This is a genomic window from bacterium Unc6 (assembly GCA_013626165.1).
In the GTDB taxonomy this organism is placed as follows: domain Bacteria; phylum Omnitrophota; class Gorgyraeia; order Velesiimonadales; family Velesiimonadaceae; genus Velesiimonas; species Velesiimonas alkalicola.
Genome location: NDHX01000003.1, coordinates 106225 through 130873 on the forward strand (window position 1 = coordinate 106225; position 24649 = coordinate 130873).

Below are 24649 nucleotides of genomic sequence, written 5' to 3' on the forward strand. Positions count from 1 at the left end.
TTTTGTCAAGTATGCATATTGATAAGCTTCGTACAAAAAGTAAAATAAAAAATATGAAGACATATAAGAAATGTGGAAAATGAGGGCTTGATATTAAGATGCCAAGTATAAAAACTTTTAAGAATCAATTCCCAAATTATCAGATAACAATTATAGTCCCTGAATATACATCTATATGTCCAAAAACAAAACTACCTGATTTTGGAACAATAACAATATGGTATATCCCGGGTGAATTCTGTCTTGAATTGAAATCGTTAAAAGAATACATAAACTGTTATAGAAATATCGGAATATTTTATGAGAATGCCATAAACAGGATATTATTGACCTTTGCATAAATAATGGAAAAATATCTTCAGGGATAAATAGGGTCAACTCTATTTTCTTTTTTTAATAATACTACATTGGTTTTTTAGAGAAAATAGAGTTGACCCTATTTATATTTATCATTTACCATGGAGACGATAAAAGTTTCCATTATTTATGCAAAGGTCATTAAGAGACATTGTAAAGTCTGTGCATCCAAAAAAGGCAATAATTACAGGTGAAATTTAATCCGAGGAGGGGGTATTAAATCAATAATAAAGGCAGAATACCCATTATGGGGCCTGTTGCACAACCCCGATAGAACACCGCAGGGCCTGCCCCGACTTGTCTGGGGATTGTAAATATTCAGTCAACTGCGTTGCCTGAAGGCACAAAGTAGCAAAAGCACAAAGCATGAGAAAAGAAGATAAAAAGACAGTAAACTTTGTGCCTCTGTGCTTAAAATATGAACGGTGTTTAGTGAATATTTACAACAGTTTTTATTCGGTGGAAACTAATTTTAAGGCATTTATATTACGCAAGCAAAGTTTTGAGATAAATCGTATCTTTTTTTAACACCTCTTTTTTCTCTTCGGGCTTGGCAAATTTACCCAGGCTTTCGTCTTCAATAGTAAGAGGCCCTTCATACCCAGCGCTTTTTAATATCTGGACGACCCGCCCATGGTCAATGTCCCCGTCATAAACAGGACTGACATACTTTTCGTAGTCCCACCCAACTTCCCGTCTTCGGTTTCGATTCTTTTCCGGGTACCGGATATTCTTTACATGGGTATGTTTGGTGTATTTAGAGACGGACGAAAGTATTTCATATACTTCGTTCAATGGAAAACCATACCAGTAAAAATTGCCAGTATCCATGTTAATGCCCAGCCGTATATTGTCCACCTGTTTGATGATCCTGTGCAAAAAGTTCGGATCGTTTCCTTGTAATCCGTGGTTTTCTATGCCTAATTGAACCGGGCTTCCTTCCGTGGCAGAAAGAACTTCCTTTATACAGGACACAAAACGGTTAACTCTATATTCAAAAGGCTCCTCCAGTTCTCCTTCGGTGACGGCATCAATACGAATGACTGGTATCTTCAGGGTTTCTGCAGTTCTTACAACATCAATTACCCAGTTCACCTCTCCAGACCGGTCAGCACAGTTGAAGTTATTATGTAGCAGAAAGGCACAGATTCTGATGCTGGCAGGTTCGTAAGATTTTTTTATCGTTTCTGCCAAATTATTCCTGTCCAAAGACATCTTCTGCCAGGAACTGGCTGCATAGACGGCATAGTCCCGAAAAAATTCCACTTCCACGCTGTCAAGACCTAAATCCTTAAGCCCTTCTGCAATACTTAAGTACCCTGCCTGATACAGGATATCTTCTCTGATTGAAATGTACATAAATACCTCCTGTCTGAGTACCAGAGCACCTGAGCACCAGTGCACCAGTTACCTGTTCTTATGAACCTCTTGCCGAATGGGAAAGTATATGTTTTAACTTTTCTTTTTTTGTTTTAAGATATTTTTTATTCCAGGGTGTTGGGTCTATCTCAAGCGGAACCCTTTCTACAACCCTAACCCCGTATCCGGATAAACCCACTATCTTCCGCGGATTATTTGTCATAAGTCTTAAATTCTGCAAACCAAGGTCCACAAGTATTTGTGCCCCAATTCCATATTCTCTTAAGTCGGCTGAAAAACCAAGCCTCTTGTTTGCCTCAATAGTATCAAGCCCTTTATCCTGAAGTTCATATGCTTTTATTTTATTTGCAAGCCCTATGCCCCTTCCTTCCTGTCTCATATAAAGAATTACACCCCTGCCTTCCTGTTTTACCTTTTCCAGAGCCATTTTTAGTTGAAATCCGCAATCGCATCTTCCGGAATTAAAAACATCTCCTGTCAAACATTCTGAATGGACACGGACAAGAATGGGCTTCTTAAGGTTTTCCCCTGTATCTGTTAAAACAAGGGCAATGTGGTACTTACCGTCAATAAGACTCTGGTATGTGTAAAGTTTAAATATCCCCCAGGGGGTCGGAAGAGATGTTGTGGAAATTTTTTTAACAAGTTTCTCTTTTCTTCTTTTATAGCCTATAAGTTCCTCTATGGATATTATTGAAAGTTTATATTTTTTAGAAAAACTTAAAAGTTCAGGAAGTCGTGCCATTCTCCCATCTTTTGACATAATCTCACATATTACACCGATGGGGGGAAGTCCAGCCATCTTTAATAAGTCCACACAGGCCTCGGTATGTCCTGCTCGGACAAGACAACCTCCTTCTCTTGCCCTTAACGGAAAAATATGTCCGGGGCTTATAAAGTCATCTGATGTAGAAGAAGGATTGGCAAGTAATTTTATTGTAACAGAACGGTCATAAGCAGATATACCTGTTGTAATTCCTTTTGCGGCGTCAACCGATATTGTGAACGCCGTTTTGAAAGGGTCTTTTAGTTTTTGGACCATAGGCTCTAACTTCAACCTATCAATACTTAAACCGTCCATAGGGACACAGATAAGCCCTTTACCATGATGAGCCATAAAATTTATTGCAGAAGGTGTAGCAAAAGATGCAGCAACAATAAAATCCCCCTCGTTTTCTCTGTTTTCGTCATCCACAACGATTATCATCCTGCCCTTTTTGAGGTCTTTTATTGCCTGTTCTATTGTATTAAAAATTGATTTTTTCATAATAAAAAAATAAGAACCCGTTGCACAACGGGACCTTCTTGTGTGTATGCTCACAGACTCTAAAAAAACGAGTGTCCCCAGGGGGATTCGAACCCCCGCCGAGGGCTCGAAAGGCCCTTGTCCTAGGCCTCTAGACGATGGGGACGCTATAAATCACACCACTTGCAATTTTATTTATGCTCTTAACGTTTTCCATACCTGTCAGGGGACTTCTCTGTCAAGACACCAGAGCACCGGTTGCCTGTCACCATTTTTTTCCTACATACTGTCTACTATCTACTACCTACTATGTTTATGGTGAGCCGCCCGAGACTCGAACTCGGCACACCCACCTTAAAAGGGTGGTGCTCTACCTGATGAGCTAGCGGCTCTTATACCAGTGCCAATTCTTTTTCTTTTGCTGCAAGCATTGTGTCTATCTTTTCTACTGCCTTATCGGTAAGTTTCTGTATCTGTTCCTGATACTTAAAATAATCGTCCTCGGTAATTCTGTCATCTTTCTGTAGTGCTTTAAAATTTTCCATTGCTGCTCTTCTTGCGTTTCTTAGGGAAACTCTCATTTCTTCGGCTATCTTTCGGGCAAGCCTCGTCATCTCATCTCTTCTTTCTTTTGTCAATTGTGGAATTGTAAGTTTTATTACTTTACCGTCATTCACAGGCGTAATACCAATATCTGATTTTAATATTGCACGCTCAATATCAGATATTGAACTTATGTCCCATGGTTGAATAACTATAAGACGAGGGTCAGGGATATTTATTGCTGCAAGCTGTTTTAAGGATGTCAATGTTCCATGATAATCTACTTTTATATCGTCCACAAGAACCCTGCTTGCACGACCAGTTCTTACAGTTGCAAACTGTCGTGCAGTTTCTTCATCTGTTTTCCTCATTTTATCTTCAGTTTCACGAATAATACCTGCTGTATCCATACCGCCACACCTCCTTAATAAAAAACACCCCCATTATCCTCTTTATTAGGGAAGAATTATCCAAAGAGTAAAATCTACTTCACAATTGTCCCTATATCTTCACCTAATATAATTTTTTTAATGTTGCCAGGGATAAAAAGATTAAAGACTATTATTGGAAGATTGTTATCCATACAAAGGGATATCGCAGTTGCATCCATTACTTTTAATTCTTTTTTAAGTACATCTATATATGAAAGTTTTTTATATTTTTTGGCGGTTTTATCTTTCATAGGGTCGGCAGAATATACGCCATCTACCTTTGTTCCTTTTAGAATAACATCTGCATTGATTTCCATAGCTCTCAGTGCCGCTGTTGTATCAGTTGTAAAATATGGATTCCCGGTCCCCCCTCCGAATATAATAACACGGCTTTTTTGAAAATGACTTATTGCCTTTCTTCTTATATATGGCTCTGCAATCTGCTGGATATGTATAGAAGTCATAAGTCTTGTATCTAGACCTAACCTTTCCATAGAATCCTGTAACGCAAGTCCGTTTATTATTGTCGCAAGCATCCCCATATAGTCGGCTGTGGCTCTATCCATACCGTTTTGTTCTGCTACCTTACCTCTGAATATATTGCCGCCTCCTATAACAATTGAAACATCTACTCCAAGCGAGTGGACATTCTTAATCTGCTGTGAAATGGAATTAACAACCACAGGGTCTATACCAAATCCTTCCTCGCCCTGCAGAGCCTCTCCGCTTAATTTTAATACAACCCTTTTATAAACAGCCTTTTTGCCCAATACTGTTTCCTTCTTTCTTTACACTTCTTCTCCGACCTGAAATCGGACAAACCTTCTTATTAAAATGTTTTCTCCAATCTTTCCCACTATCTCACCAAGAAGGTCTTTTATTTTTTTATTTGGATCTTTTACGTATGGCTGCTCAAGAAGACACTTTTCCTCATAAAACTTTTGCAATCTCCCTTCAATGATTTTATCTATAGCCACCGCCGGTTTATTCCCCGATATTTGTGCTTTCAGTATTTCTTTTTCCTTTTCACAAACATCAGAAGGAATATCTTCTTTTTTTACATATAACGGAGCACTTGCTGCAACCTGTAAGGTTATATCCTTAACAAAGGACTGGAATTCCTCGTTCTTTGCGACAAAATCTGTTTCACAATTTATTTCTACAAGAACACCTAACTTACCATTGTGATGAATATATGATGCAACCATACCCTCTTTTGTTGTTCTTCCCGACCTTTTAGCAACAAGAGCAATACCCTTCTTTCTTAATATTTCTATTGCAAGATTTATATCTCCTCTTGATTGGTCTAATGCCTGTCTGCAATCACCAACCCCTGCGCTTGTCTTAAAACGAAGCTCTCTGATCTGTTCCAGTGTATCTGCCATAATCTACGATATCCTCCTCGTTGTTTGAGCCCGTTGCACAACCACATTTCTACTCAGGTACCCTTTGGGTGTGTGAGCGGTTATGCAACAGACTTATATTTTTGTTTTATTTTTTCTGTCTTGTTTTTCTTTCCACCGATATGGGCTTTTCTTAAAAAAAGGCTTTTTTGCTTTTTCTTCTGTTATTTCTTCTTCAATGTTTGCACTGTGTTTTGTTTCTTCTATTGAAGATGATACTTCTTTTGCAGGGTGTGTTTCTTCAAAAACCCTTTTACCTTCTAATACTGCATCTGCAAAACATGATAGCAATGTTTTGACAGAACGCATTGCATCATCATTGCCCGGAACAGGATATTTAATGGGCTCTGGATTAGCATTTGTATCAACAACTCCAACAACCGGGATACCTAAACTGTTTGCCTCTTTTACTGATAAAACTTCCTTGTTAACATCAATAATACACAAAACAGATGGAAGCCTATTCATAGAAACAATACCACCCAGTGTTTTTTCTATCTTTTGTCTTATCCTAACAAATTTTAAAATCTCTTTTTTCGTATACTGATTTTTCCTTTCATCCGTCTCAATACCCTGCAAGTTGTTGTACTGCTTCATAGATTGACGAATAGTTTCGAAGTTTGTTAAAAGACCGCCTGGCCAACGATTGCTTATATAAAATACGCCGCACCTTCCGGCCTCTTCCTCAACAATTTGTTTTATCTGTCTTTTAGTTCCGACAAAAAGTATGTCCTCCCCTTTCTCTGCTATACTTTTTAAAAAATTCATTGCAACTAAAAGTTTTTGATGCGTTTTTTGCAAATCTATAATATGGATACCTTCTCTTTCTCCAAAGATGTACTGTTGCATCTTTGGATTCCATCTTTTGGTCTGGTGCCCGAAATGAACCCCCGCTGCAAGTAATTCTTTTACTGTAATCTGTTCCATCTGTTTTTAACCCTCTTTATTATTGCTTTAAAATATCTTCTATCTTTCTTTTTATTTCACCTATATTAACAAGCCCGACACTTCTTGTAACTTCTTTGGAACTTTTAAAAAATATAAGTGTGGGAACTGACATTATACCATACCTTGATGCAAGTGTCTTGTTTTCATCAATATTTATTTTATATACATTTAACTTTCCTTCAAATTCTTTTGCCACCCGGTCTATTATAGGAGACATCATCTTACAGGGACCACACCAGGGGGCAAAAAAATCAATCAGCACCGGTGCCGAATTAGAGATAACCGATTCAAAATTTGTTTCATTTAATTCTTTTACATCTGACATATATCCTCCTTGTCCTGTACAACAAGTTTTTTATGCAAAATTATTTACACTTATGTCCTGTGTGATGATATGCCGGGGACAGGCTTTGACACATTCTAAACATTCTGTGCATTTCTTATAATCAATTACAGCAAGATTATCTATAACATGTATTGCATCAAATGAACAAACTTTTTCACATTTTTTGCAGGCAATACAACCGACAGAACAAACATGAACAACAACATTACCCCTGTCATGCGAGGAACATCTGACTTTTACATGCTTTTCCTTTAAAATAAGATGAACAACATTTTTGGGGCATATTTTTATACATTTCTGACAGGCTCTGCACTTATTCGTATCTATGATTGGAAGCCCTTCTTCTTTCATTTTTATGGCATTAAACGGACAAACCGTAACACAGGTACCTTTCCCAAGACAGGCAAACCTGCACTGTTTTTGTCCCCCTAAAAGCAAGGATGCGGCCCTGCAATCTTCTATTCCCTGATACTGCATCCTGTTTTTTGCATTTATTCCGCCATAACAAAAAAGCGCAGCAACCATCTGCTGTCGCTTTGTTCCAGTAGAGGGAAGCAATCCTAAAAATTCTGCAATCCGATTTACAACATCTTCTCCACCCGGAACACAGGAACTTGCATCTGCTTTTCCCTGAAGTATCGCCTCTGCAAGAGAATGACAACCTACAAAGCCGCAGGCACCACAGTTAGAGCCAGGAAGGATAGACATAATCCTCCCCAGCCTTATGTCTTCAGATATTAGAAGCCGCTGTGAAGCAATGGTAAGTCCGATCCCAAATAACAAACCGAGTGTTCCTATTGTTAGTATTGAAAAAACAATTATCATTTTTCTACACTTTTTAAGAATTCTTCAACAGATTTTTTTACTGACTCAACAACCGCACGAGAAGATATTGTTGCGCCTGTTATGGCTTGGATATTATCAAGGCTTAATTCACATATTTTTTTCCCATCAAACTGCCCAACAAACCATGCTTGAGTTATCCCTGCTCCAAGTCCGGGGGTCTCTTTATGCTCAAATATTCTTATATTAAATATTATGCCATCTTTTGAAAATCCGACTAATATCTTAATGGGTCCTCTGAAACCACGCCCTTGAGCATATATTGCATATCCTATAGATTGTGCTGTTTCAGAAAATCCTTCAAAATATTGTTTTCCGAAAGAAGTGTTTTTCAATTGATATGAATGAGCGCCCGGAAGAATTGATAAAATCATAGCCTTTTCCCTTGCCTTTTGGTTTGATATAACGGTCTGGATTGTTATAACCTGCGTAAGTGCAAGTGACCCTGATGCAATAATAGATATGATAAAAAGTATTATCACCGGCTTGTATTCTCTAAATATTTTCATAACGCCATCTTTCTTTTGATTGTGCCAAACACTCTGTCTTGCGTTAGACGGTCAATCAACGGGACAAGACAATTCATAAGAAGTATTGAGTATGCAACACCTTCAGGAAAACCACCAAATTCACGAATAATAAATGTTATAAACCCGCATCCAAAACCAAAAATAATCTTGCCCCGCTCTGTAAGAGGACTTGTTACATAATCCGTTGCCATAAATATTGCACCCAATATTACTCCACCTGCCATTAGATAAAATAAAGGATTCATTTTAAATATTTCATCACCTGCAAATAACCAACCCAAAATTCCCAGAGTAAAAATAAATGTTACCGGTATATGCCAGGTGATGATATTTTTATATACAAGGAATATACCCCCAAGGGCAAGAAGTATTATTGCAGTTTCACCGATACAGCCGGCTCTGTTTCCCACTAACATATCAAAAATGTTCGGGATGGGTTTTTGTAAGTTCAATTTTTCTATGGCAAGCGGTGTTGCAGAAGATATCGCATCAAGCGAAAAAGGGCTAACCCATGAGGTCATCTGCTTTGGCCAAGAGGTTAATAAAAAAACTCTTCCAGCAAGAGCGGGATTAAATATATTACAACCTAATCCTCCAAATGCCTGTTTGGCAATTGCAATAGCAAAAAAAGAACCCACAGCAGCCATCCAGACTGGAAGAGAAGCAGGCAAACTAAAGGAAAGCAAAAGTCCTGTTAAGATAGTGCTTCCATCTGAAATTGTTATGGGGACTTTTCTTATTTTTTGTATCACTGCTTCTGTTAAAATACAAACAACTGTGCAGGTTAACATCAATATCAGTGCATTAAAACGAAAATACCATACCCCTGCAATCCCAGCAGGAATAAGTGCGGCAATAACAGTAAACATTATACCTTGCACACTTGCACCTGAGTGTATGTGCGGAGATGATTTCACATAAAAAGATTTTTCCTTCATTTCTTGTCTCTTAAAAGCATTTTCCCGAACTTGAGCCAGTGCACAAGTGGGATATGTGAAGGACAAACAAAATCGCAACACCCGCACTCTATGCAATCTATTACATTGTACCTTTTTGCCAGATCAAGGTTTTCTTTTTTTATAAAACCTGCAAGAAGTGTAGGAGATAACATTATAGGGCAGGACCTTATACAACGGCCACATCTTATACACCGCATTTCTTCTTGTTGATGCACATCTTCTTTTGTAAGAACAAGAATTGCCGATGTTCCTTTTATAACAGGCGTGTCCATTGTATGCTGGGCAATCCCCATCATAGGACCACCGCTTACAATTGAGTATGCATCTTCGGTTAATCCTCCACACTGTTCTATGCAATCCTTAAATGTTGTTCCTATTCTTACTCTTAAATTAGAAGGATTTTTAACTCCCTTTCCGGTTACCGTAACAATTCTTTCATAAAGAGGTTTCCCCTCATCCAGTGCCTGATGAACCGCAAAACAGGTTCCGACATTCTGCACCACAACGCCCACATCCATTGGAAGCCCGCCCCCCGAGGGTACCTCTTTTCCTGTGAGTGCAAATATCACCTGTTTTTCCGCTCCCTGTGGATACATAACAGGAAGAACCTTTACCTGTATATCCAGCCCGTCGAAAGAGATGTTTTTTGACATAGAGTCTAAACATTCTTTTTTATCGTCTTCTATTGCAAGAATCGCTTTATTTACACCCAATGCTTTTGCCATCCATCGGACACCTTTCCATATCTGCTTGGGGTTTTCAAGCATTAGCCTGTAATCTGATGTAATATATGGCTCACATTCGGCACCATTTATTATGAGAACCTCTATTTTTTTTTCATGCGGTGGACTTAATTTTACATGCGTAGGAAAACCCGCTCCTCCCATACCGACAACACCTGCCTGCTGTATCCTTTTTCTTATTGTATGAACATCAGAGGTCTGAAAATTAGATTTTTCAAATTTTTCAGATTCTTCTTTCCCGTCATTTTCAATCCATACGCCATCATAACAGTCAAAGACAGGATGATTCCATTTTTCTATTTTTAATACCTTCCCGGATATGCTTGAATGAATACTTGCGCCCACAAACTTATCGCACCTGCCTATTGTGGTTCCTTTTTTTACAGAGTCTGCCACCTGCACAACATTTTCACAAGGGACACCCATATGCTGAACAAGGGGTATAAATACCTTTGATGGAATTTGAGCGTTCTTTATCTGTAAAGATCTTGTTAATTCTTTATTTGTTTTAAGGTGCACACCGCCACGAAAATAAGACAATCCTACCTCCGTTACATCCGTTATCTTTCAACGATTGTTTCTTCTACCTGGATACCAAAATGCCTTCCGGATTTTTCTATATATACAAGCACATTATCACCCGGTTTTAATTTTGTCACCGATACAGGTTCTCCGCTCTCACAGGTAAGATTAATTGTTTCGGCATTCTGAAGGATAAGGGATATTGGGCTTTCTAATACTTTTGCTTCAATAAGAAGCATAGGCCTTGTTTCTATCTTTATTCTTCCCACAGATGCGAGCCTGTTTTTTCCCTTATAATCAACAATTAAAACCTCATCGCCTGATTTTAGTTCGGAAAGATACATTGTTTTACCCCAAGAGGTTATACAATATGCATGCACACCACCTGCATTGACACGGAAAGGACGGGAAGCCACATATGGATTCTCTTCTGTTTCAGCATGGACAAGAAAAAAACCTGATGAGGTATTGCCCACAAGTATTCCCTCGCCTTTTTTCATTATGGAGGTTGTGTCTATACAAACCCTGTCTCCTATACCAATGGCACGGGTAGATACAACCTGGGCCTTTTGAATCTGTAAAGAAGGTGAGATCTGTTTGATAAAAGAAATTGTCTTTTTTATTTCTCCTATATCAGAATTCACAAGAACAATCCCGGCAACCCCTTTTTCAAGGATGTGAAGACAAAGCCTTGCCTGTTCAAAATCCTTAACTTCTGCAAATATGGATTCAGACCGGGCAACAAGATTTTCAAGGGGTATAACTGTCCAATCCGGAGTGCTTACAATTACAGTTTTTGTCCTGGAAAGTGTTAGTGCCTTTTTTTCATCTTCTTTGCTATCAATCACAACCCTTTCAACATCCACATCAGGCTTTAAATCTCCGTCAGAAGAGATAACCTGTATTTTCCCTAATTCTCTGACTTTTTGAGTATAGCCACAGGGGAGCACTACGGCATCTGCTCCTGATTCAAGGCTTGCAATAACAGCATCCTTATCCCACTTTTCAATTTTTATCCATACTTTTTTTTGTTGCATATAACCCTTTAACCCTGATTCCACAGATTAAAAAGCAGATTACACAGATTAACCAGGTCTTTAATCTGTGTAATCTTTTCAAAATCTGTGTAATCAATAAAACGCAAGTATTTAATGCGTTTTATATTGTGGACCATCCCCTATTCTTTTAACATCTTTAATGCATCTTTTATCGGCAGATTTTTATGGACCATCTGTCCTATTACCTGGACGATTTTTGTCGGGTCTTTATGCTGAAATGTGTTCCTGCCTATTGAAACACCTGCACCACCTGCAATAAGACTTCCATCTATCATTTTCAATAACTGCTCATCCGTTTCAACCTTTTCACCTCCTGCAATCACAACAGGTACCGGGCATCCCTCTACAACCTCCTTAAAACTTTCAGGACTTCCTGTGTAATTTATCTTTACAATATCAGCCCCCAATTCTGAACCCACGCGGGCAGCGTGTCGGACATATTTAACCTCAAACTCACTTGTAATCTTTTTCCCTCTTGTGTACACCATTGCAATGAGTGGTATCCCAAACCTCTGACAATCTTTTGCAACCGCCCCAAACTGTGCAAGCATGTGTGGTTCTGTGCTTGCACCTAAATTTATATGAATAGATACTGCATCGCCACCAAGAAATATTGCCTCTTCAACACTGCAAACCAGTGTTTTTGAATTTGGGTCAGGTGAAAGAGAAGTGCTTGCAGAAAGATGTATAATAAGTCCTATATCTTTTCCGGAACCTCTGTGCCCTGCTCTTACAACGCCTTTATGAACAATAACCGCATTTGCACCGCCATCTGCTATCCTGTCTATGGTTTGTTTCATATTTACAATACCTGAGATAGGCCCAAGTGTAACACCATGATCCATAGGAACAATAACTGTTCTGCCTGAAACCCTGTTCATAATCCGTTCTAACCTTATCATTTTTCCTACCATTTTAACCTCCCTGCTTGCCGTCCGTCTCAACCTTAATTTTTTACCTTTACCCCTTATGCCTGTCATCAAATTCCAAGTTCCAAGAAACACACCCAAAAGGTACCAGAAATCCCAAACAAACATAAATTTCCACATTAAAAATTCAAACCATAATCCACCCACCCTTTTTTACAAAAAGAGGGAGGAAATTTTTACCTCTTTCGGGGACACCCTCTGGGGTGAGGATAGAGAGATTTTTTCCTCTCTTTTAAAAGAGAGGTTAGGAGAGATTATGTTTTCCCTGTTACCAGTTACCAGTCAGCTGTCATCTGTTTTTTATGAACTCTTCTAAATATTTTATGAATAGTCTATTTTCTTGTTGAAGCCCCACTGTAATTCTTATACAGTTTTCAAGCCCCCAACCTGACATATCCCTTACAATTATTCCTTTTTTAAGAAGAAAATCATAAACCTCTTTCCCCTGAAAATCAAATATTAAAAGTATAAAATTTGTCTGGCTTTGGACAAACCTGATATTCAGCCTTTCAAGTTCTTTATAAAGATAAGACTTTTGTTCAGATATAAACTTTCTTACTTTTTGGACATATTTTTTATCTTTTAAAGATTCTGTTGCCCCTATCTGGGCAAGGTTGTTCACATTGAATGGCTCTCTTACTCTGTTTAATACATCTGTAATATCAGGATCAGATATTGCATAACCAATTCTTATTCCTGCAAGGCTATAGATTTTTGAAAATGTCCTCATTACTATGATAGGGTATGATCTTACCATATCAACGGTCTTAAAAGGATAGTCCTTTGCGCATACAAACTCCCTGTATGCCTCATCTAAAACAACAATTATACTGTTTGGAATTTTTTTTAAAAAACCTTTTAGTTCCTTTTCAGTAATATAACTTCCGGTCGGATTGTCGGGGTTCGCAATAAATATAATTTTTGTCTTATCTGTTGCCGCACCTGCCATAGAAGGCAAATCATATCTATAGTTTTTAAGAGGGACAAATTTCAGTTTTGCCCCCTGAATAAGACTTGCTATTTTATAAACAAGAAATGTAGGCTCTGCAATTATTACCTCTTCGTCTTTTTTTAAGAAACCCATCAATGTAAGAACAAGAATTTCATCCGAACCATTGCCGAATGTAAACATATTACCGGGAACTTTAAGAGTTTTTGAAAGTGCCAATCTTAAATAATAACAATCCCCGTCAGGATAGCGATTGATTGAAGATAATCCTTGTTCTAATGCCCTTAAAACATTTTTAGGGGGAAGAAAAGGGCTTTCATTTGAGGCAATCTTTATAACATTCTTTAAACCCATCTCCCTTTTTAATTCATCAATGGGCTTCCCCCCCTTATACGGCTTACAGGCAAGAACATTTTCTTTTGCAATCTTTTTTATATCCATTCTTAAACAACTTCCTGCTTTCTATGTGGTCTATGTAAAATCTCCATCCCTGCCATGTAAAAGAAACCCACTGAATATATTAAAAAAAACGGGCTGGTATATATAGCACCGTTAATGGCAAAATATATTGCTTTCCACAAACAAAAACAACCTAAAATTATTTCTATAAAAATAATTTTATTATAAGGAACAGAATAATCTGAAGGAATAAACCTTGTTTTTTTCTCTATACCAAACTTTGGTGTCCTTATAAACACCGGTTTTTGATTTGTAAATATAGTTTTTAATATTGCAAATGTATTATTAATACACATCCCGCAATTAACAAAAAGAAATGCGGGAAGAAGTTTTATATTATGCAGTGTCCAACTCACCCTATGCCTACCACCGGGTGTTGAACAACTTCTTGCATAAAGACAGGCTAACAGCGGGTTGCCTATTGCGACAACATAAATTGTAATTATATGAATCAATGAAATATTGGGATGTATTCTATTAAAACCTATAGAAACAGGCAGAAGCACTACTCCCCACAAGAAAAGCAGCGGGTAGGACAGATAGTTAGTAAGATGTATAATGGCCTGGATTTTTTTAAAAAATTCCATTTTTGAAGATAATAATGCCCAGGTGTGTTTCTTGGCACACTGAAATGTTCCCTGTGCCCACCTATACTGCTGAGACTTAAAAGCAGATACATATATCGGAAGTTCAGCAGGCACAAGCACATCATGGGCATATATAAATTTCCATCCTTTCATTTGTGCCCTGTAACTTAAATCCATATCCTCTGAAACCGTTTCTCCTGACCAGTTTCCTGCATCAATAATACATTGTTTCTTCCAGATACCGGCTGTACCGTTAAAATTTATAAAACAACCTGCATAAAATCTAGCAGGCTGTTCAACCAAAAAATGTATATCAAGCATCATTGCCTGTACTTTTGTAAGAATTGAATGGTTCGGATTGATATGTGTCCATCTTGCCTGCACCATTCCTATTTTCTCACTTGAGAAATACACCAGAAGAGATTTTAAAAAATCTTTAGGCGGAGTAAAATCAGAATCAAATATTGCAATGAACTCACCTTTTGCGGTAGCCAACGCCTGTTTCAGGGCCCCTGCCTTAAACTCAAACCTGACATCCCTATGGATGTGTTCTATATCAAAACCTTTTTCCTTATATTCTGCAACAATCTGTCTTGATATATCTTTCGTGATATCATCTGAATCATCAAGCACCTGTATATGCATTTTATCAGCAGGATAGTCAAGACTACAAACCGAATCAATAAGCCTTTTTATTACATACCGTTCATTATACACAGGCAATTGAATGGTAACCATTGGCAGGTCATCCGGAAGAGGAGTCTTCTGAACACTGTCTTTTCTGTGCCACCAGGACAGTATAACAAGGATACAGATATGAAGAGAATACAGTGCCAAAAGAATAAGAACCACACTATATAGAATAAGCCAAACATTTTTTATATCCATAAACTTAATTATACCCTCATAATCAGTATTTGGTCAAGTTGACCCGACGGGGGTTCTGAAATTCCAACATTAAAGATTAAACAAGTATTTCATTCTTATATCGGAATTTCAAGAAGTTAAACAAAACTCTTGACGATATTTTTACCACTTTCTCTGGCTGATTTTAATGCACCCTTAACTTCTTTTATCTGTCCTTTTTTATCTACACCTGAATAAATGAGTTTTCCCTTATAATCCGTATCTGTGATTGCAAAAAATATTTTGACCAGACTTTCTGCAGACTTAAAAAAATCTGTTCTTTTCATTCCTCCTACACTTATAAAAAAACCTGCTGCTTTTTTGTCTTTTAATTTCTTCTTTAAAATATATTTGACAACCCACAGACACTGGCATCTATCTATTACTGCCTTAATTTGTGCCGTAGGGCTTCCAAAAAATATAGGAGAGGCAATAACAATTATCTGAGAATCTAAAATCTTAGGATAAAATTGTTTTAGTTCATCATCCAATACACAGATACCTGTTTTACGACACCCACTACATTCCTGACAGGCTCTGAAATTTAATTCATTAAGCACAATCTTTTCAACCGTGGCCTTTGCTTCTCTTGCTCCTTCAAGAAATTGGTCCAGAAGAATCTCTGTGTTACCGTTTCTTCTTGGACTTCCCAGAATACCAAGTACCTTCATTTTTGCCTATCTTTCTTTTAAAACTTTTCTTTAGAAATGAAATTTTTTCCTCCGCCATATCAGCAAGATCCGGGTCATCTGATGCAACATCTTTTGCTTTTTTATATGCAAAAAATGCCTCTCTTATATTTCCGAACTTTTCACAGAGATTAGCAAGTTCCCAGTGATTCCAGAAATTTTCAGGCTCTATACTGCATGCCGCTGACAGGGCCTTTACGCCTTCCTTCAATTTCCTGACCCCGCATGCTCCGAGTATAACGCCTTTTAAAACAAGCATTTCTGTGTTATCCTGTTCAACCGATAAAACCCTATCAACAGAACGGATTGCCATATCACAATAAAATCTAAAATCTTTTTTCCTTCTCCTGCCATAGTATCTTTCATTTGCCACTGTCCAACACAACTGGGCAAAAAGAAAATGTATATGTGTTGTTTTTTCACTGTATTCAATCGCAAGAAGATATTCTTTTAATGCCAATGAATATTTCCCAACCATTTGGGCTGCATATCCTAAGACGCAATGCAGTTGTGGATCCTGCGGAAAAGTCTTGACAAATGAAAAAAGGTTGGGTATTATATAACCTCTTATTGCTGATACAAAAATCTGAGCCTGCCTGTTCACAAACTCTGCTACGTCTTCTTGTTCCTCTAATACATTCAACTGCCAGGATGCCTTGTCTATACGGATAAAATCTTCCATAACATCTGCTATATTTCTATTGCCCTGTTTATTCAGGATTAAATATTCAAAAGTATTATGTAATGGATGCGCCGGGTCATCCACCGGAACCGAAAGATTTATTTTCATATATCTCCTTTCCACCTACCTGCTATCTACTACCTTTTCAGTGTTTTAAGCATCTTATCCAAAGGCAATGTATTTATCACATCCTTTGCATCAAGCCAACCTCTTCTTGCAACAAAAATACCGAACCTCATATGCTCCATCTGTGATGTTGAATGTGCATCTGTTGATATCACAAATTTAGCACCCATATCCCTTGCAAGTTTTGTATTGATATCATTAAGGTCAAGCCGTTGAGGATGCGCATTTATTTCAAAAATAACATTATAATCAACCGCACACTTTATAATATCTTTTATATTCACAGCATAAGATTCTCTCCCCATGATAATTCTTCCCGTAGGATGTCCAAGTATATTAAGATAAGAATTTTTCATAGCCTTTATTATTCTTTTCGTCATCTGTTCTTCTCCCATCTTGGTATGATAGTGCACAGCTCCTATTACAATCTGGCATTGCCTTAATACCTCATCTGATATATCAAGGTTCCCATCTTCAAGTATATCAACCTCAATACCTGTAAGCAAATTAAAATTCTTAAATCTTTCAGATATTTTTCTTATATTTTCTATATGCTTCAATAATTGTTTATCATCAAGTCCATGTGCAATCTTCACTTCTTTTGAATGGTCTGTTATTGCAAGATAACTATACCCCAAAGAGATTGCTTTTTCCGCCATCTGTTCTATGGTATCTCTTCCATCGGTTGCAACAGTATGAACCTGCAGGTCAGCTTTTATATCCTTTAATTCAATAAGCTTCGGTAGACTTGCTTTTTCTGCTTGTTCTATTTCTCCTCTGTTTTCCCTTAATTCAGGAGGTATAAATTGTAAGTCCACAGACTTAAATATTTCCTCTTCTGCTGCGCCTCCGAGAGGGTATTCGTCTTCTGCCCTGAATATCCCATATTCACTTATTTTTAATCCTTGTTTTTTGCCCCTGTCACGAATAGCAATATTATGTTCTTTTGAGCCTGTAAAATAATGCATACCTGCACCAAACGATTTCTGTTCAAGAACCCTTATATCTACATTTACACCATTAAGAAGTTTTATACTTGACTTTGTCTGTCCTTTTGAAAGGACACTCTGGACATCTGGGAACTTAACAAACCTATCCATCACAGAGGAAGGATCATCTACTATTGCAAGTATATCAATATCTTTTATGGTTTCTTTTCTTCTTCTTAAACTTCCCACTACCTCAAGTCTTTTTATACTCTTTGACTGTTTTAAGTATTTTATAAGTCCATCTGCAATCTCCATTGCAACATCTAAACGAATTCTTCCCTGTCCATCCTTAAAATGTTTTATTGCTTTTATAAGGTTTTGCTCTGTCTTTTCCCCCATACCCGGAAGGTCTTTTATTCTTCCTTCCTTCAATGCCTGATAAAGACTTTCTATATCTTTTATACCAAGTTTATCATAGATAATTTTTACCTTTTTAGGCCCCAATCCTTCAAGCCTCATAAGCACAATAAGTCCTTCCGGAACCTTCTGAAGAAGTTCTTCAAGGTAAGATAACTTACCCCTGCTTACTATTTCCTGAATTTTCTCTGCACTTCCCTGCCCGATACAGGATATTGATTTAAGTTCTTTACCCTGCTGGAAGATATCTTCCATTCTTTCCGGATAATCCTCAATAACGCGGGCTGCATTTCTATATGCTCGCACCTTGAACTGATTTTCTCCAAGTATGTCAAGGATATCAGCAACCTCTGAGAAAATATCTGCAATCTGTTTGTTTTCCATAATATGGGGTCTGTTGAAAAACTCATCAGACCCTGATTCCACAGATTAAAAAACAGATTACACAGATTAAAACCCGATGACAAAATCGGTGTAATCTTTCAAAAATCTGTGTAATCAGGGCTTACTGTAATATTTACAGGTGCTTTAAAATAACATACATTACAGGAACAGAAAAAATCAGGCTATCTATTATATCCATAACCCCGCCTAAACCGGGGAAAATGTTACCCGAATCTTTTACCTGACAATCTCTTTTTATCAAAGATTCGGAAAAGTCTCCAATCTGACCGAACACTGTTAAAACAATTGAAAGCAAACCCGTCTGCCAGATGCCAAACGGCAGACTCCCCTTTATAGAAATACCTGCTAATGTCCCAAATATTAGTGCCCCTACAAAACCCTCTATTGTTTTTTTAGGGCTTATCCTTGCAATGAGCAGATGTTTTCCAAACAACGAACCTGATATATACGCACCGGCATCTGCCATCTTTGTAACAAATACGACAAAAAATGCCATCCACCTTCCGTCATACCCGTCCACTGTTCTTAACCTTATAATAAAACTAAAAAGCCAGGATATATAGATAATACCGAATATTGTTGTGGCTATAGCAATGACCGCATTCTGACTATCAAACCTGAATATCTGAAGAACGAATACTGAAATAAGTGCAGATATTATAAGAAACACTTCCCAGCCTGGTGTAGGTATGAACTCTCTTATTATACTTAAAGGTATCAATACGCCTACAACTATCCCAAAAAATCTGAACAACTGTATTCCCTTTAACTTTAACATTGTAAAAAACTCATAAAGAGCAAAACCGATTACCAGGGTTACAACAAGTCCGAACCAGAAAGACGGTAAAAATAAAAGAGCAAGCATTCCCAGTGCCCCGAGTATGATTGCCATAATTATACGCAAGAAAGGTGTCTGCTTCATCACAGCCCTCCAAATCTTCTATGCCTTTTCAAACAGTCTTGTATTGCAGATTCTAAATCTTTTCTATCAAAGTCAGGCCAGAGTTTATCCGTTATATATATTTCTGTATATGAAACCTGCCATAAAAGAAAATTACTCAACCTCATCTGTCCGCCTGTTCTTATTAAAATGTCTGGGTCCGGCATATCTTTTGTATATAAATAAGATGAAAACATATTCTCACTAAGGTCTTCGGGTTTGTGCTTTCCTCCAATACAATCCCTTGAAAATTTTTTCACAGCCCCCACAATCTCTTTTCTTGCGCCATAATTTAATGCAAGATTAAGAACAAGTCCCTTGTTTTTTTGCAATATCTGTTTTGCCCTTTCAAGTTCCTGTTTTGCAAAATTCGGAATCTCTTCTATATTTCCAATTGTCATAAGACAGACATTGTTTTTGTTAAGTTCTTCAACCTCTTTTCTTAAAAACTCTTTCAACAGTCTCATAAGTCCCTGGATCTCTAATTTAGGACGCCTCCAGTTTTCTGTTGAGAATGCATACAGTGTAAGATACTTTATACCCATATCGGCACAGACTTGGACAATTTTTTTTACAGTTTTTACACCCTGTCCGTGTCCTGCAAGACGAGGAAGTCCTCTTAATCTTGCCCATCTTCCATTTCCATCCATAATGATCGCAATATGTTTTGGTATGTTTTTCATAATATGTGTTAGATCCCCCCTGCCTGCTTGGCAGGCAGAAAATATTAAAACACCCCTGATATTTTCCTGCCACAATCAGGACATATATCTTTCTTTATATTGTTTTCTAAAACAGAAAACCCTGACCTTTTTATAAGCAGTTTAGAACACTGCGGACATTTTGTAGACTCTGTTTGACCTTCTTCGGATATATTGCCAGCGTATACATACTTAAATCCCATTTTTAAGGCATTTTCCCTGTATTTATAAACTGTTTGTTCGGGGGTTGGATAATGGTTAGAAAATTTATATGCAGGGAAAAATCTTGAAAAATGCCATGGCATCTCGGGGTCTATATCAAAAAACTTTTTTGATAACATATCAAATGTTTTATTATTATCATTGTATTCGGGTATAAGAAGGGTTGTTATCTCAACCCATATGCCAAGTTTTTTCATTCTTCTTATATTCTGTAGTACAGGTTCAAACCTGGCCTTACAGACTGATGTATAAAAATCCTCGTTGCCTTTCACATCCACATTTGCAGCATCTAAATATGGGGCTATCATCTCTAATGCATCAGGGCTTATGAAACCATTTGTTACAAAATTATTTTTAAGCCCCTGTTGTTTTGCTATCTTGCAACAATCATATACAAATTCAAAAAATATGGTAGGTTCTGTATATGTATAGGATATGCTTTGACAGTTATATTGAAGAGCCTTTTTAATAACCTGTTCAGGGCCGACATCAGGAACATCTGGAAATATACCCATGCGCGGCGCCTGTGCCATTTCATAATTTTGACAGAATCCGCACTGGAAATTACAACCAACTGTTGAAATTGAATAGGAAAAACTTCCTGGAAGGAAATGAAAAAATGGTTTTTTTTCAATAGGGTCTATATTGTCTGCAACAATTTTTCCGTACACAAGAGTATAAAGTGTACCTTCTTTGTTTATCCTTACACTACATATACCTGCGCTGTTGTTTGTTATAACACAAAAATGATTGCAGAGTCTGCATATTACCTTCTTATCTTCTAATTTCTCATAAAAAAGTGCCTTATGCATAAAAAATAATTTAACACAGATAACCACACAATGTCAAGCATTGGGCTTATCTGCCCCTCCTGAAAAAGTTAAGATACATATGCGACGTTAAAGGTTAGGTTTTTTTCTGGTTTTTGGTTAATTTATTTATATAAATTAAGTAATAGCCGAAGACTGAAAAAAACAGTAATCACCATAAAAAAATAAAATAGACCGTTTTATGCTCAGTACACCCTCATTTATAGTAGAATAAGCCTCAATAAGGAGATGGTTAGAATGGTGGACAGCCTAAGAAAATATTCTAAAAGTAAAGTAGTGTAAAAAATGTTAAAGATAATAAAGTTTTATAAGCAATATAGAGAAAAAGAGAAAGTTTACTGAACAAGGAAAAAAAAGACAAAAGATACCTTTGACCTGTTATGAATTTTCCAAAAACCTCACATTACAGATAATAGATAATAGGACAGGATGATTGTAGTTATAAGTAGCACATTGCCCCCGAAGTGGCTACTCAGGTGCCTGTTGTTCAGGCTTACCCATTGCCCTATGCGATAGTTGTAATTTAAGGTGTGGTAGTCTCTTTTCCTTAAATAGCCTGTGGTAAGAATCTTCTCAAATCTTTAGAAAGACCATTTTCTTAGTGTATTCTTCAAGGTAGTATTCTAAACAGCTGCAAGGGTCTAATCTATTAAAAGATAGCTCTGGGTTATTGTAAAAAGACAGCTTTTATTTCTCCCCTATCTTAGAGTAATTGCTGTAGTAATTTTTCCTGCCAAGGACTGACATCTTAAAACATCTTTCTGCCAGATTATTATCTATAGGTACAAAAGGTGCTTTGCAAAGATAGTCAGTCTCTTCCAATATTCTTTGAGATTTTCTATTACTTTAATCTGCCCTGGATGTTCATATTTTTGCTGGCTATGTTCTTTTGTCTTTTCCAATTTCTCTATCAACTGCTCCTGATAGATAGAAAACTTATCAGGATTATTTAGCTGTGCCAGATGTTTTTCATTGATAAGATAAAGATTGGCAATATTATTTATTCATTCCTGTACCCAATAAGTAAGAACATAGTGTTTTCTGGATATTTATCCTGTATCTTGATAAAATCTTTTTTTATAAAAATATCCAGGCCTGAAAGTTTCACCTGGAAGACCTGCCTTTGTAAAAAAAGACTAAGCAGATACTTATCCAGAATTACCTTAACCCAAAAGCTTACATCAAATTTACCCTTAGTGGTCTATTTCATAAATTGTGTTACGTATTTTATGCATAGACATTCGCCAAAGATTCAGTAGCGGATTGGAACATTGCCCACGTCCGACAACTTCAGGTTTTTGAAAACCATCCCCCCTTCGGTAACGGGGGGCAGGATCCGTGACAACTCCCGCAGGTGATCAGGGGCGCTAGCGGCTCCCCTACCCGCGCTGACCGCGCCGTCAAACGGAATTCCTACGATTACGAAATCGGCTTCCTCGACGCTGTAAACGGGCAGGCCTCCCCAAGGCAATTTCTGTTTCATTTAATGTGCCTCCAAGCTCTTTGGAAGGATCATTCCTCCCTTCAGCTTAGTTTGTAATTCAAAAAACTCTGAATTGCCCTTTTCAAAGATGCTCCTACATAAAGTCTCTTGATACCTTGTCAAAGACCTTGTCAAGGGTCTCCAGAGCCCTATCAAGTTCGGCCTTAGTGATTGTCAGCGGCGGCTCAATGCGGATCACCCTGGCGTTTATCAGGGTGCCTGCCACAAGCACACCATGTTCAAAGAGACCCTTAGCCACCTGGTAACCGGCCTCGTTCGAGACAAACTCCATCCCGATCAACAGACCGAGCCCACGTGCTTCCACACAAATATTCTTATATTTGTGCATCAGGTCGACCAGCTTAGGGATGAAATACTTGCCTTTTTCTGCAGCTTGCTCGGGCAGCCGCTCCTCCAAAATAACATTAATAGCGGCAATGGCAGCGGCACAACAGACCGGATTGCCACCAAAGGTCGTGGTATGTAAGGATGGGTTAGGGGTCATCTTTTCCCAAATCTCACTGGTGGAGACAAAGGCACCGATGGGCATTACTCCGCCTCCAAACGCCTTGCCCAGGCAAAGTATGTCGGGGACAATACCGTAATGTTCCAAGCCGAACATCTTGCCGGTCCGGCCCATTCCGGTTTGTATTTCATCGGCAATAAGAACAACTCCGTAGCGGTCACAGATCTCGCGAACTCGGGGGAAATAATCGTCGGGCGGAATGATTACTCCTCCTTCGCCCTGGATCGGTTCTAAGATCACCGCCGCGACATCCTCTCCGGAAAATGCAGCACTGGCTATTTGCTTTTCCAAGGCATCAGCGTCACCGTAGGGGACATGTCTAAATCCGGGGAGCAGGGGGAGGAAGGGCTTGCGGAAAACAGCCTTGGAAGTGGCGCTAAGGGAACCCATGGATTTTCCATGGAATCCCCCGATTGCGGCAATAAAACTAGAACGTTCAGTATGCAAGCGGGCCAGCTTCATTGCCCCTTCAACGGACTCTGTACCGCTGTTGGTGAAAAAGCAATACTGTAAATCCCCGGGAGTAATCATTTCCACCAGCTTGGCTAACATGGCCCGTAGCGGGTCCAGAAGTTCCTGACTGTGCAGGGCTTGGCGCTTCAGTTGGCTGAAGACCGCTGCCATGACCTTGGGATGGCGGTGACCGACGTTATAGATGCCGTACCCGCCCAGGCAATCGATGAATTCTCTCCCGTATATATCGGTAAAGCGTGCGCCAGAATCCTTCCATTCTACTGCGGTGTAGTCTGTAGAGACCGATTTCCTGTATTCAAGAAACCCTGGGTTTACATTGTTGCGAAATCCTTCAACGGTCTCGCGGACAACCCAATCCTTCTCCTCCTTGGTCAGCTCTTCCTTGGCGATGAATTCAAGATATTTCCTAGACTGTTCAATTACCGCATCATAGCTAACGCTCATCTCTAGACTCTCCCTTCGTCTTGGTTGATTTCAATGCTAAACTCTAAACCAGCTACTGTTCCATTTGTCCACTCACATCACCGTCCGAATACGAGGTGCGGAAGCCATAGGACTATCTGGGGAAACACCATAATGATAACCAGGCCAAGTCCCTGAATCATCACGAAGGGTATAACTGATCGGTAGATGTCTCCCATACTTATGTCCGGCGGACACACTCCCTTCATGAGGAACAGGCAGTAGCCAAACGGGGGCATTTTAGTTTCGTAACTATTCAGCCTCCATAATAATGATAGCAAACAAAAGCACCATTGTCAAGGACCCCCGCCTGCCGGAATAAAAGGATTCTTCTCGAAGACAGCTTGAATAGCGTCGATCACAGGAAGGGAGTTCTTCCTGACGGTGGAGATGTAGCCCCTGATACGGCAGAAAATATCTGCTCCTTGAGTACTGCGAAAGGTCCCTGAGATTTTCTGTTGAACCTTCATCATTCGAATATCCCTTTCGGCCTGATTGTTGTCAAACGGAACGCTGAAATCGTACATGAAGGCCAGCGTCTCCTGACGGTACTTTTTCAAGCGATCCAGCAGGTTTTTCGCCTTGCTCTGTTTCTTTCTACCTCGTTTCCCAGATTGACCCCCA

The 24649-nt window shown here is 38.5% G+C and carries 25 protein-coding genes and 2 tRNA genes; 1 reads left to right on the forward strand and 26 read right to left on the reverse strand.

Annotated features, from left to right (window positions below):
- The first annotated feature begins 98 nt into the window (after window positions 1-98).
- Window positions 99-341 (forward strand): preQ(1) synthase, encoded by a 243-nt coding sequence (locus B9J78_02180; GenBank protein MBA2123736.1) that lies wholly within the window; start codon window positions 99-101, stop codon window positions 339-341.
- Between the two features lie 502 nt (window positions 342-843).
- Here the strand turns inward: B9J78_02180 and B9J78_02185 are convergent.
- The 26 genes from B9J78_02185 to B9J78_02310 form a co-directional block, all read right to left on the reverse strand.
- Window positions 844-1716 (reverse strand): hypothetical protein, encoded by an 873-nt coding sequence (locus B9J78_02185; protein ID MBA2123737.1) that lies wholly within the window; start codon window positions 1714-1716, stop codon window positions 844-846.
- Window positions 1717-1774: 58 nt separating this feature from the next.
- Entirely contained in the window at window positions 1775-3004 is a 1230-nt protein-coding gene (locus B9J78_02190) for a bifunctional 3,4-dihydroxy-2-butanone-4-phosphate synthase/GTP cyclohydrolase II (protein MBA2123738.1), read from the reverse strand.
- A 72-nt stretch (window positions 3005-3076) separates the two neighbouring features.
- Window positions 3077-3149, reverse strand: a tRNA-Glu gene (locus tag B9J78_02195).
- A 150-nt stretch (window positions 3150-3299) separates the two neighbouring features.
- Window positions 3300-3375: transfer RNA gene (locus tag B9J78_02200), tRNA-Lys, on the reverse strand.
- Window positions 3376-3936, reverse strand: a complete 561-nt coding sequence (locus tag B9J78_02205) for a ribosome recycling factor (protein ID MBA2123739.1) — start codon at window positions 3934-3936, stop codon at window positions 3376-3378.
- 74 nt (window positions 3937-4010) lie between these two features.
- Entirely contained in the window at window positions 4011-4727 is a 717-nt protein-coding gene (locus B9J78_02210) for a UMP kinase (GenBank protein ID MBA2123740.1), read from the reverse strand.
- A gap of 18 nt (window positions 4728-4745) precedes the next feature.
- The gene (locus B9J78_02215) at window positions 4746-5342 is read right to left on the reverse strand and encodes a translation elongation factor Ts (GenBank protein MBA2123741.1); all 597 of its coding nucleotides are present in this window, start codon (window positions 5340-5342) and stop codon (window positions 4746-4748) included.
- 93 nt (window positions 5343-5435) lie between these two features.
- Window positions 5436-6287 (reverse strand): 30S ribosomal protein S2, encoded by an 852-nt coding sequence (locus tag B9J78_02220; protein MBA2123742.1) that lies wholly within the window; start codon window positions 6285-6287, stop codon window positions 5436-5438.
- Window positions 6288-6306: 19 nt separating this feature from the next.
- On the reverse strand, window positions 6307-6633 hold the full coding sequence (locus B9J78_02225) for a thioredoxin (GenBank protein MBA2123743.1): 327 nt from the start codon (window positions 6631-6633) through the stop codon (window positions 6307-6309).
- 30 nt (window positions 6634-6663) lie between these two features.
- Window positions 6664-7479, reverse strand: a complete 816-nt coding sequence (locus B9J78_02230; protein MBA2123744.1) for a hypothetical protein — start codon at window positions 7477-7479, stop codon at window positions 6664-6666.
- On the reverse strand, window positions 7476-8006 hold the full coding sequence (locus B9J78_02235) for a hypothetical protein (GenBank protein MBA2123745.1): 531 nt from the start codon (window positions 8004-8006) through the stop codon (window positions 7476-7478). Before B9J78_02235 ends, B9J78_02230 begins: the two co-directional genes overlap by 4 nt.
- Complete coding sequence (locus B9J78_02240) at window positions 8003-8965, reverse strand: hypothetical protein (protein MBA2123746.1); 963 nt, start codon at window positions 8963-8965, stop codon at window positions 8003-8005. The genes B9J78_02235 and B9J78_02240 overlap by 4 nt, the downstream gene beginning before the upstream one ends.
- Window positions 8962-10269, reverse strand: a complete 1308-nt coding sequence (locus tag B9J78_02245) for an electron transport complex subunit RsxC (protein ID MBA2123747.1) — start codon at window positions 10267-10269, stop codon at window positions 8962-8964. Before B9J78_02245 ends, B9J78_02240 begins: the two co-directional genes overlap by 4 nt.
- A 20-nt stretch (window positions 10270-10289) precedes the next feature.
- On the reverse strand, window positions 10290-11288 hold the full coding sequence (locus B9J78_02250) for a 3-dehydroquinate synthase II (protein ID MBA2123748.1): 999 nt from the start codon (window positions 11286-11288) through the stop codon (window positions 10290-10292).
- A gap of 140 nt (window positions 11289-11428) precedes the next feature.
- The gene (locus B9J78_02255) at window positions 11429-12223 is read right to left on the reverse strand and encodes a fructose-bisphosphate aldolase (GenBank protein MBA2123749.1); all 795 of its coding nucleotides are present in this window, start codon (window positions 12221-12223) and stop codon (window positions 11429-11431) included.
- Window positions 12224-12527: 304 nt separating this feature from the next.
- The gene (locus B9J78_02260; protein MBA2123750.1) at window positions 12528-13628 is read right to left on the reverse strand and encodes a histidinol-phosphate transaminase; all 1101 of its coding nucleotides are present in this window, start codon (window positions 13626-13628) and stop codon (window positions 12528-12530) included.
- 2 nt (window positions 13629-13630) lie between these two features.
- The gene (locus tag B9J78_02265; protein MBA2123751.1) at window positions 13631-15121 is read right to left on the reverse strand and encodes a hypothetical protein; all 1491 of its coding nucleotides are present in this window, start codon (window positions 15119-15121) and stop codon (window positions 13631-13633) included.
- A 116-nt stretch (window positions 15122-15237) separates the two neighbouring features.
- Window positions 15238-15810: a hypothetical protein gene (locus B9J78_02270; protein MBA2123752.1), complete on the reverse strand. Its 573-nt coding sequence runs from the start codon at window positions 15808-15810 to the stop codon at window positions 15238-15240.
- A complete protein-coding gene (locus B9J78_02275) occupies window positions 15767-16633 on the reverse strand; it encodes a hypothetical protein (GenBank protein MBA2123753.1) in 867 nt (288 codons plus the stop codon). Before B9J78_02275 ends, B9J78_02270 begins: the two co-directional genes overlap by 44 nt.
- Before the next feature lie 14 nt (window positions 16634-16647).
- On the reverse strand, window positions 16648-18366 hold the full coding sequence (locus B9J78_02280) for a hypothetical protein (GenBank protein MBA2123754.1): 1719 nt from the start codon (window positions 18364-18366) through the stop codon (window positions 16648-16650).
- 133 nt (window positions 18367-18499) lie between these two features.
- Window positions 18500-19309, reverse strand: coding sequence for a hypothetical protein (locus B9J78_02285; GenBank protein ID MBA2123755.1), 810 nt, complete (start codon window positions 19307-19309; stop codon window positions 18500-18502).
- Window positions 19309-20010 carry an isoprenyl transferase gene (locus B9J78_02290; GenBank protein MBA2123756.1) on the reverse strand — a complete coding sequence of 234 codons (702 nt, stop codon included), beginning with the start codon at window positions 20008-20010 and terminating at the stop codon, window positions 19309-19311. The genes B9J78_02285 and B9J78_02290 overlap by 1 nt, the downstream gene beginning before the upstream one ends.
- Window positions 20011-20054: 44 nt before the next feature.
- Window positions 20055-21062, reverse strand: coding sequence for an AmmeMemoRadiSam system radical SAM enzyme (locus tag B9J78_02295; GenBank protein MBA2123757.1), 1008 nt, complete (start codon window positions 21060-21062; stop codon window positions 20055-20057).
- Window positions 21063-22332: 1270 nt separating this feature from the next.
- Window positions 22333-22563, reverse strand: a complete 231-nt coding sequence (locus tag B9J78_02300) for a hypothetical protein (protein ID MBA2123758.1) — start codon at window positions 22561-22563, stop codon at window positions 22333-22335.
- 94 nt (window positions 22564-22657) lie between these two features.
- Window positions 22658-24007 carry a putrescine aminotransferase gene (locus B9J78_02305; protein ID MBA2123759.1) on the reverse strand — a complete coding sequence of 450 codons (1350 nt, stop codon included), beginning with the start codon at window positions 24005-24007 and terminating at the stop codon, window positions 22658-22660.
- A gap of 314 nt (window positions 24008-24321) precedes the next feature.
- Window positions 24322-24649, reverse strand: a 328-nt coding sequence (locus tag B9J78_02310; GenBank protein MBA2123760.1) for an IS66 family transposase, incomplete at its 5' end; no start/stop codon positions are given.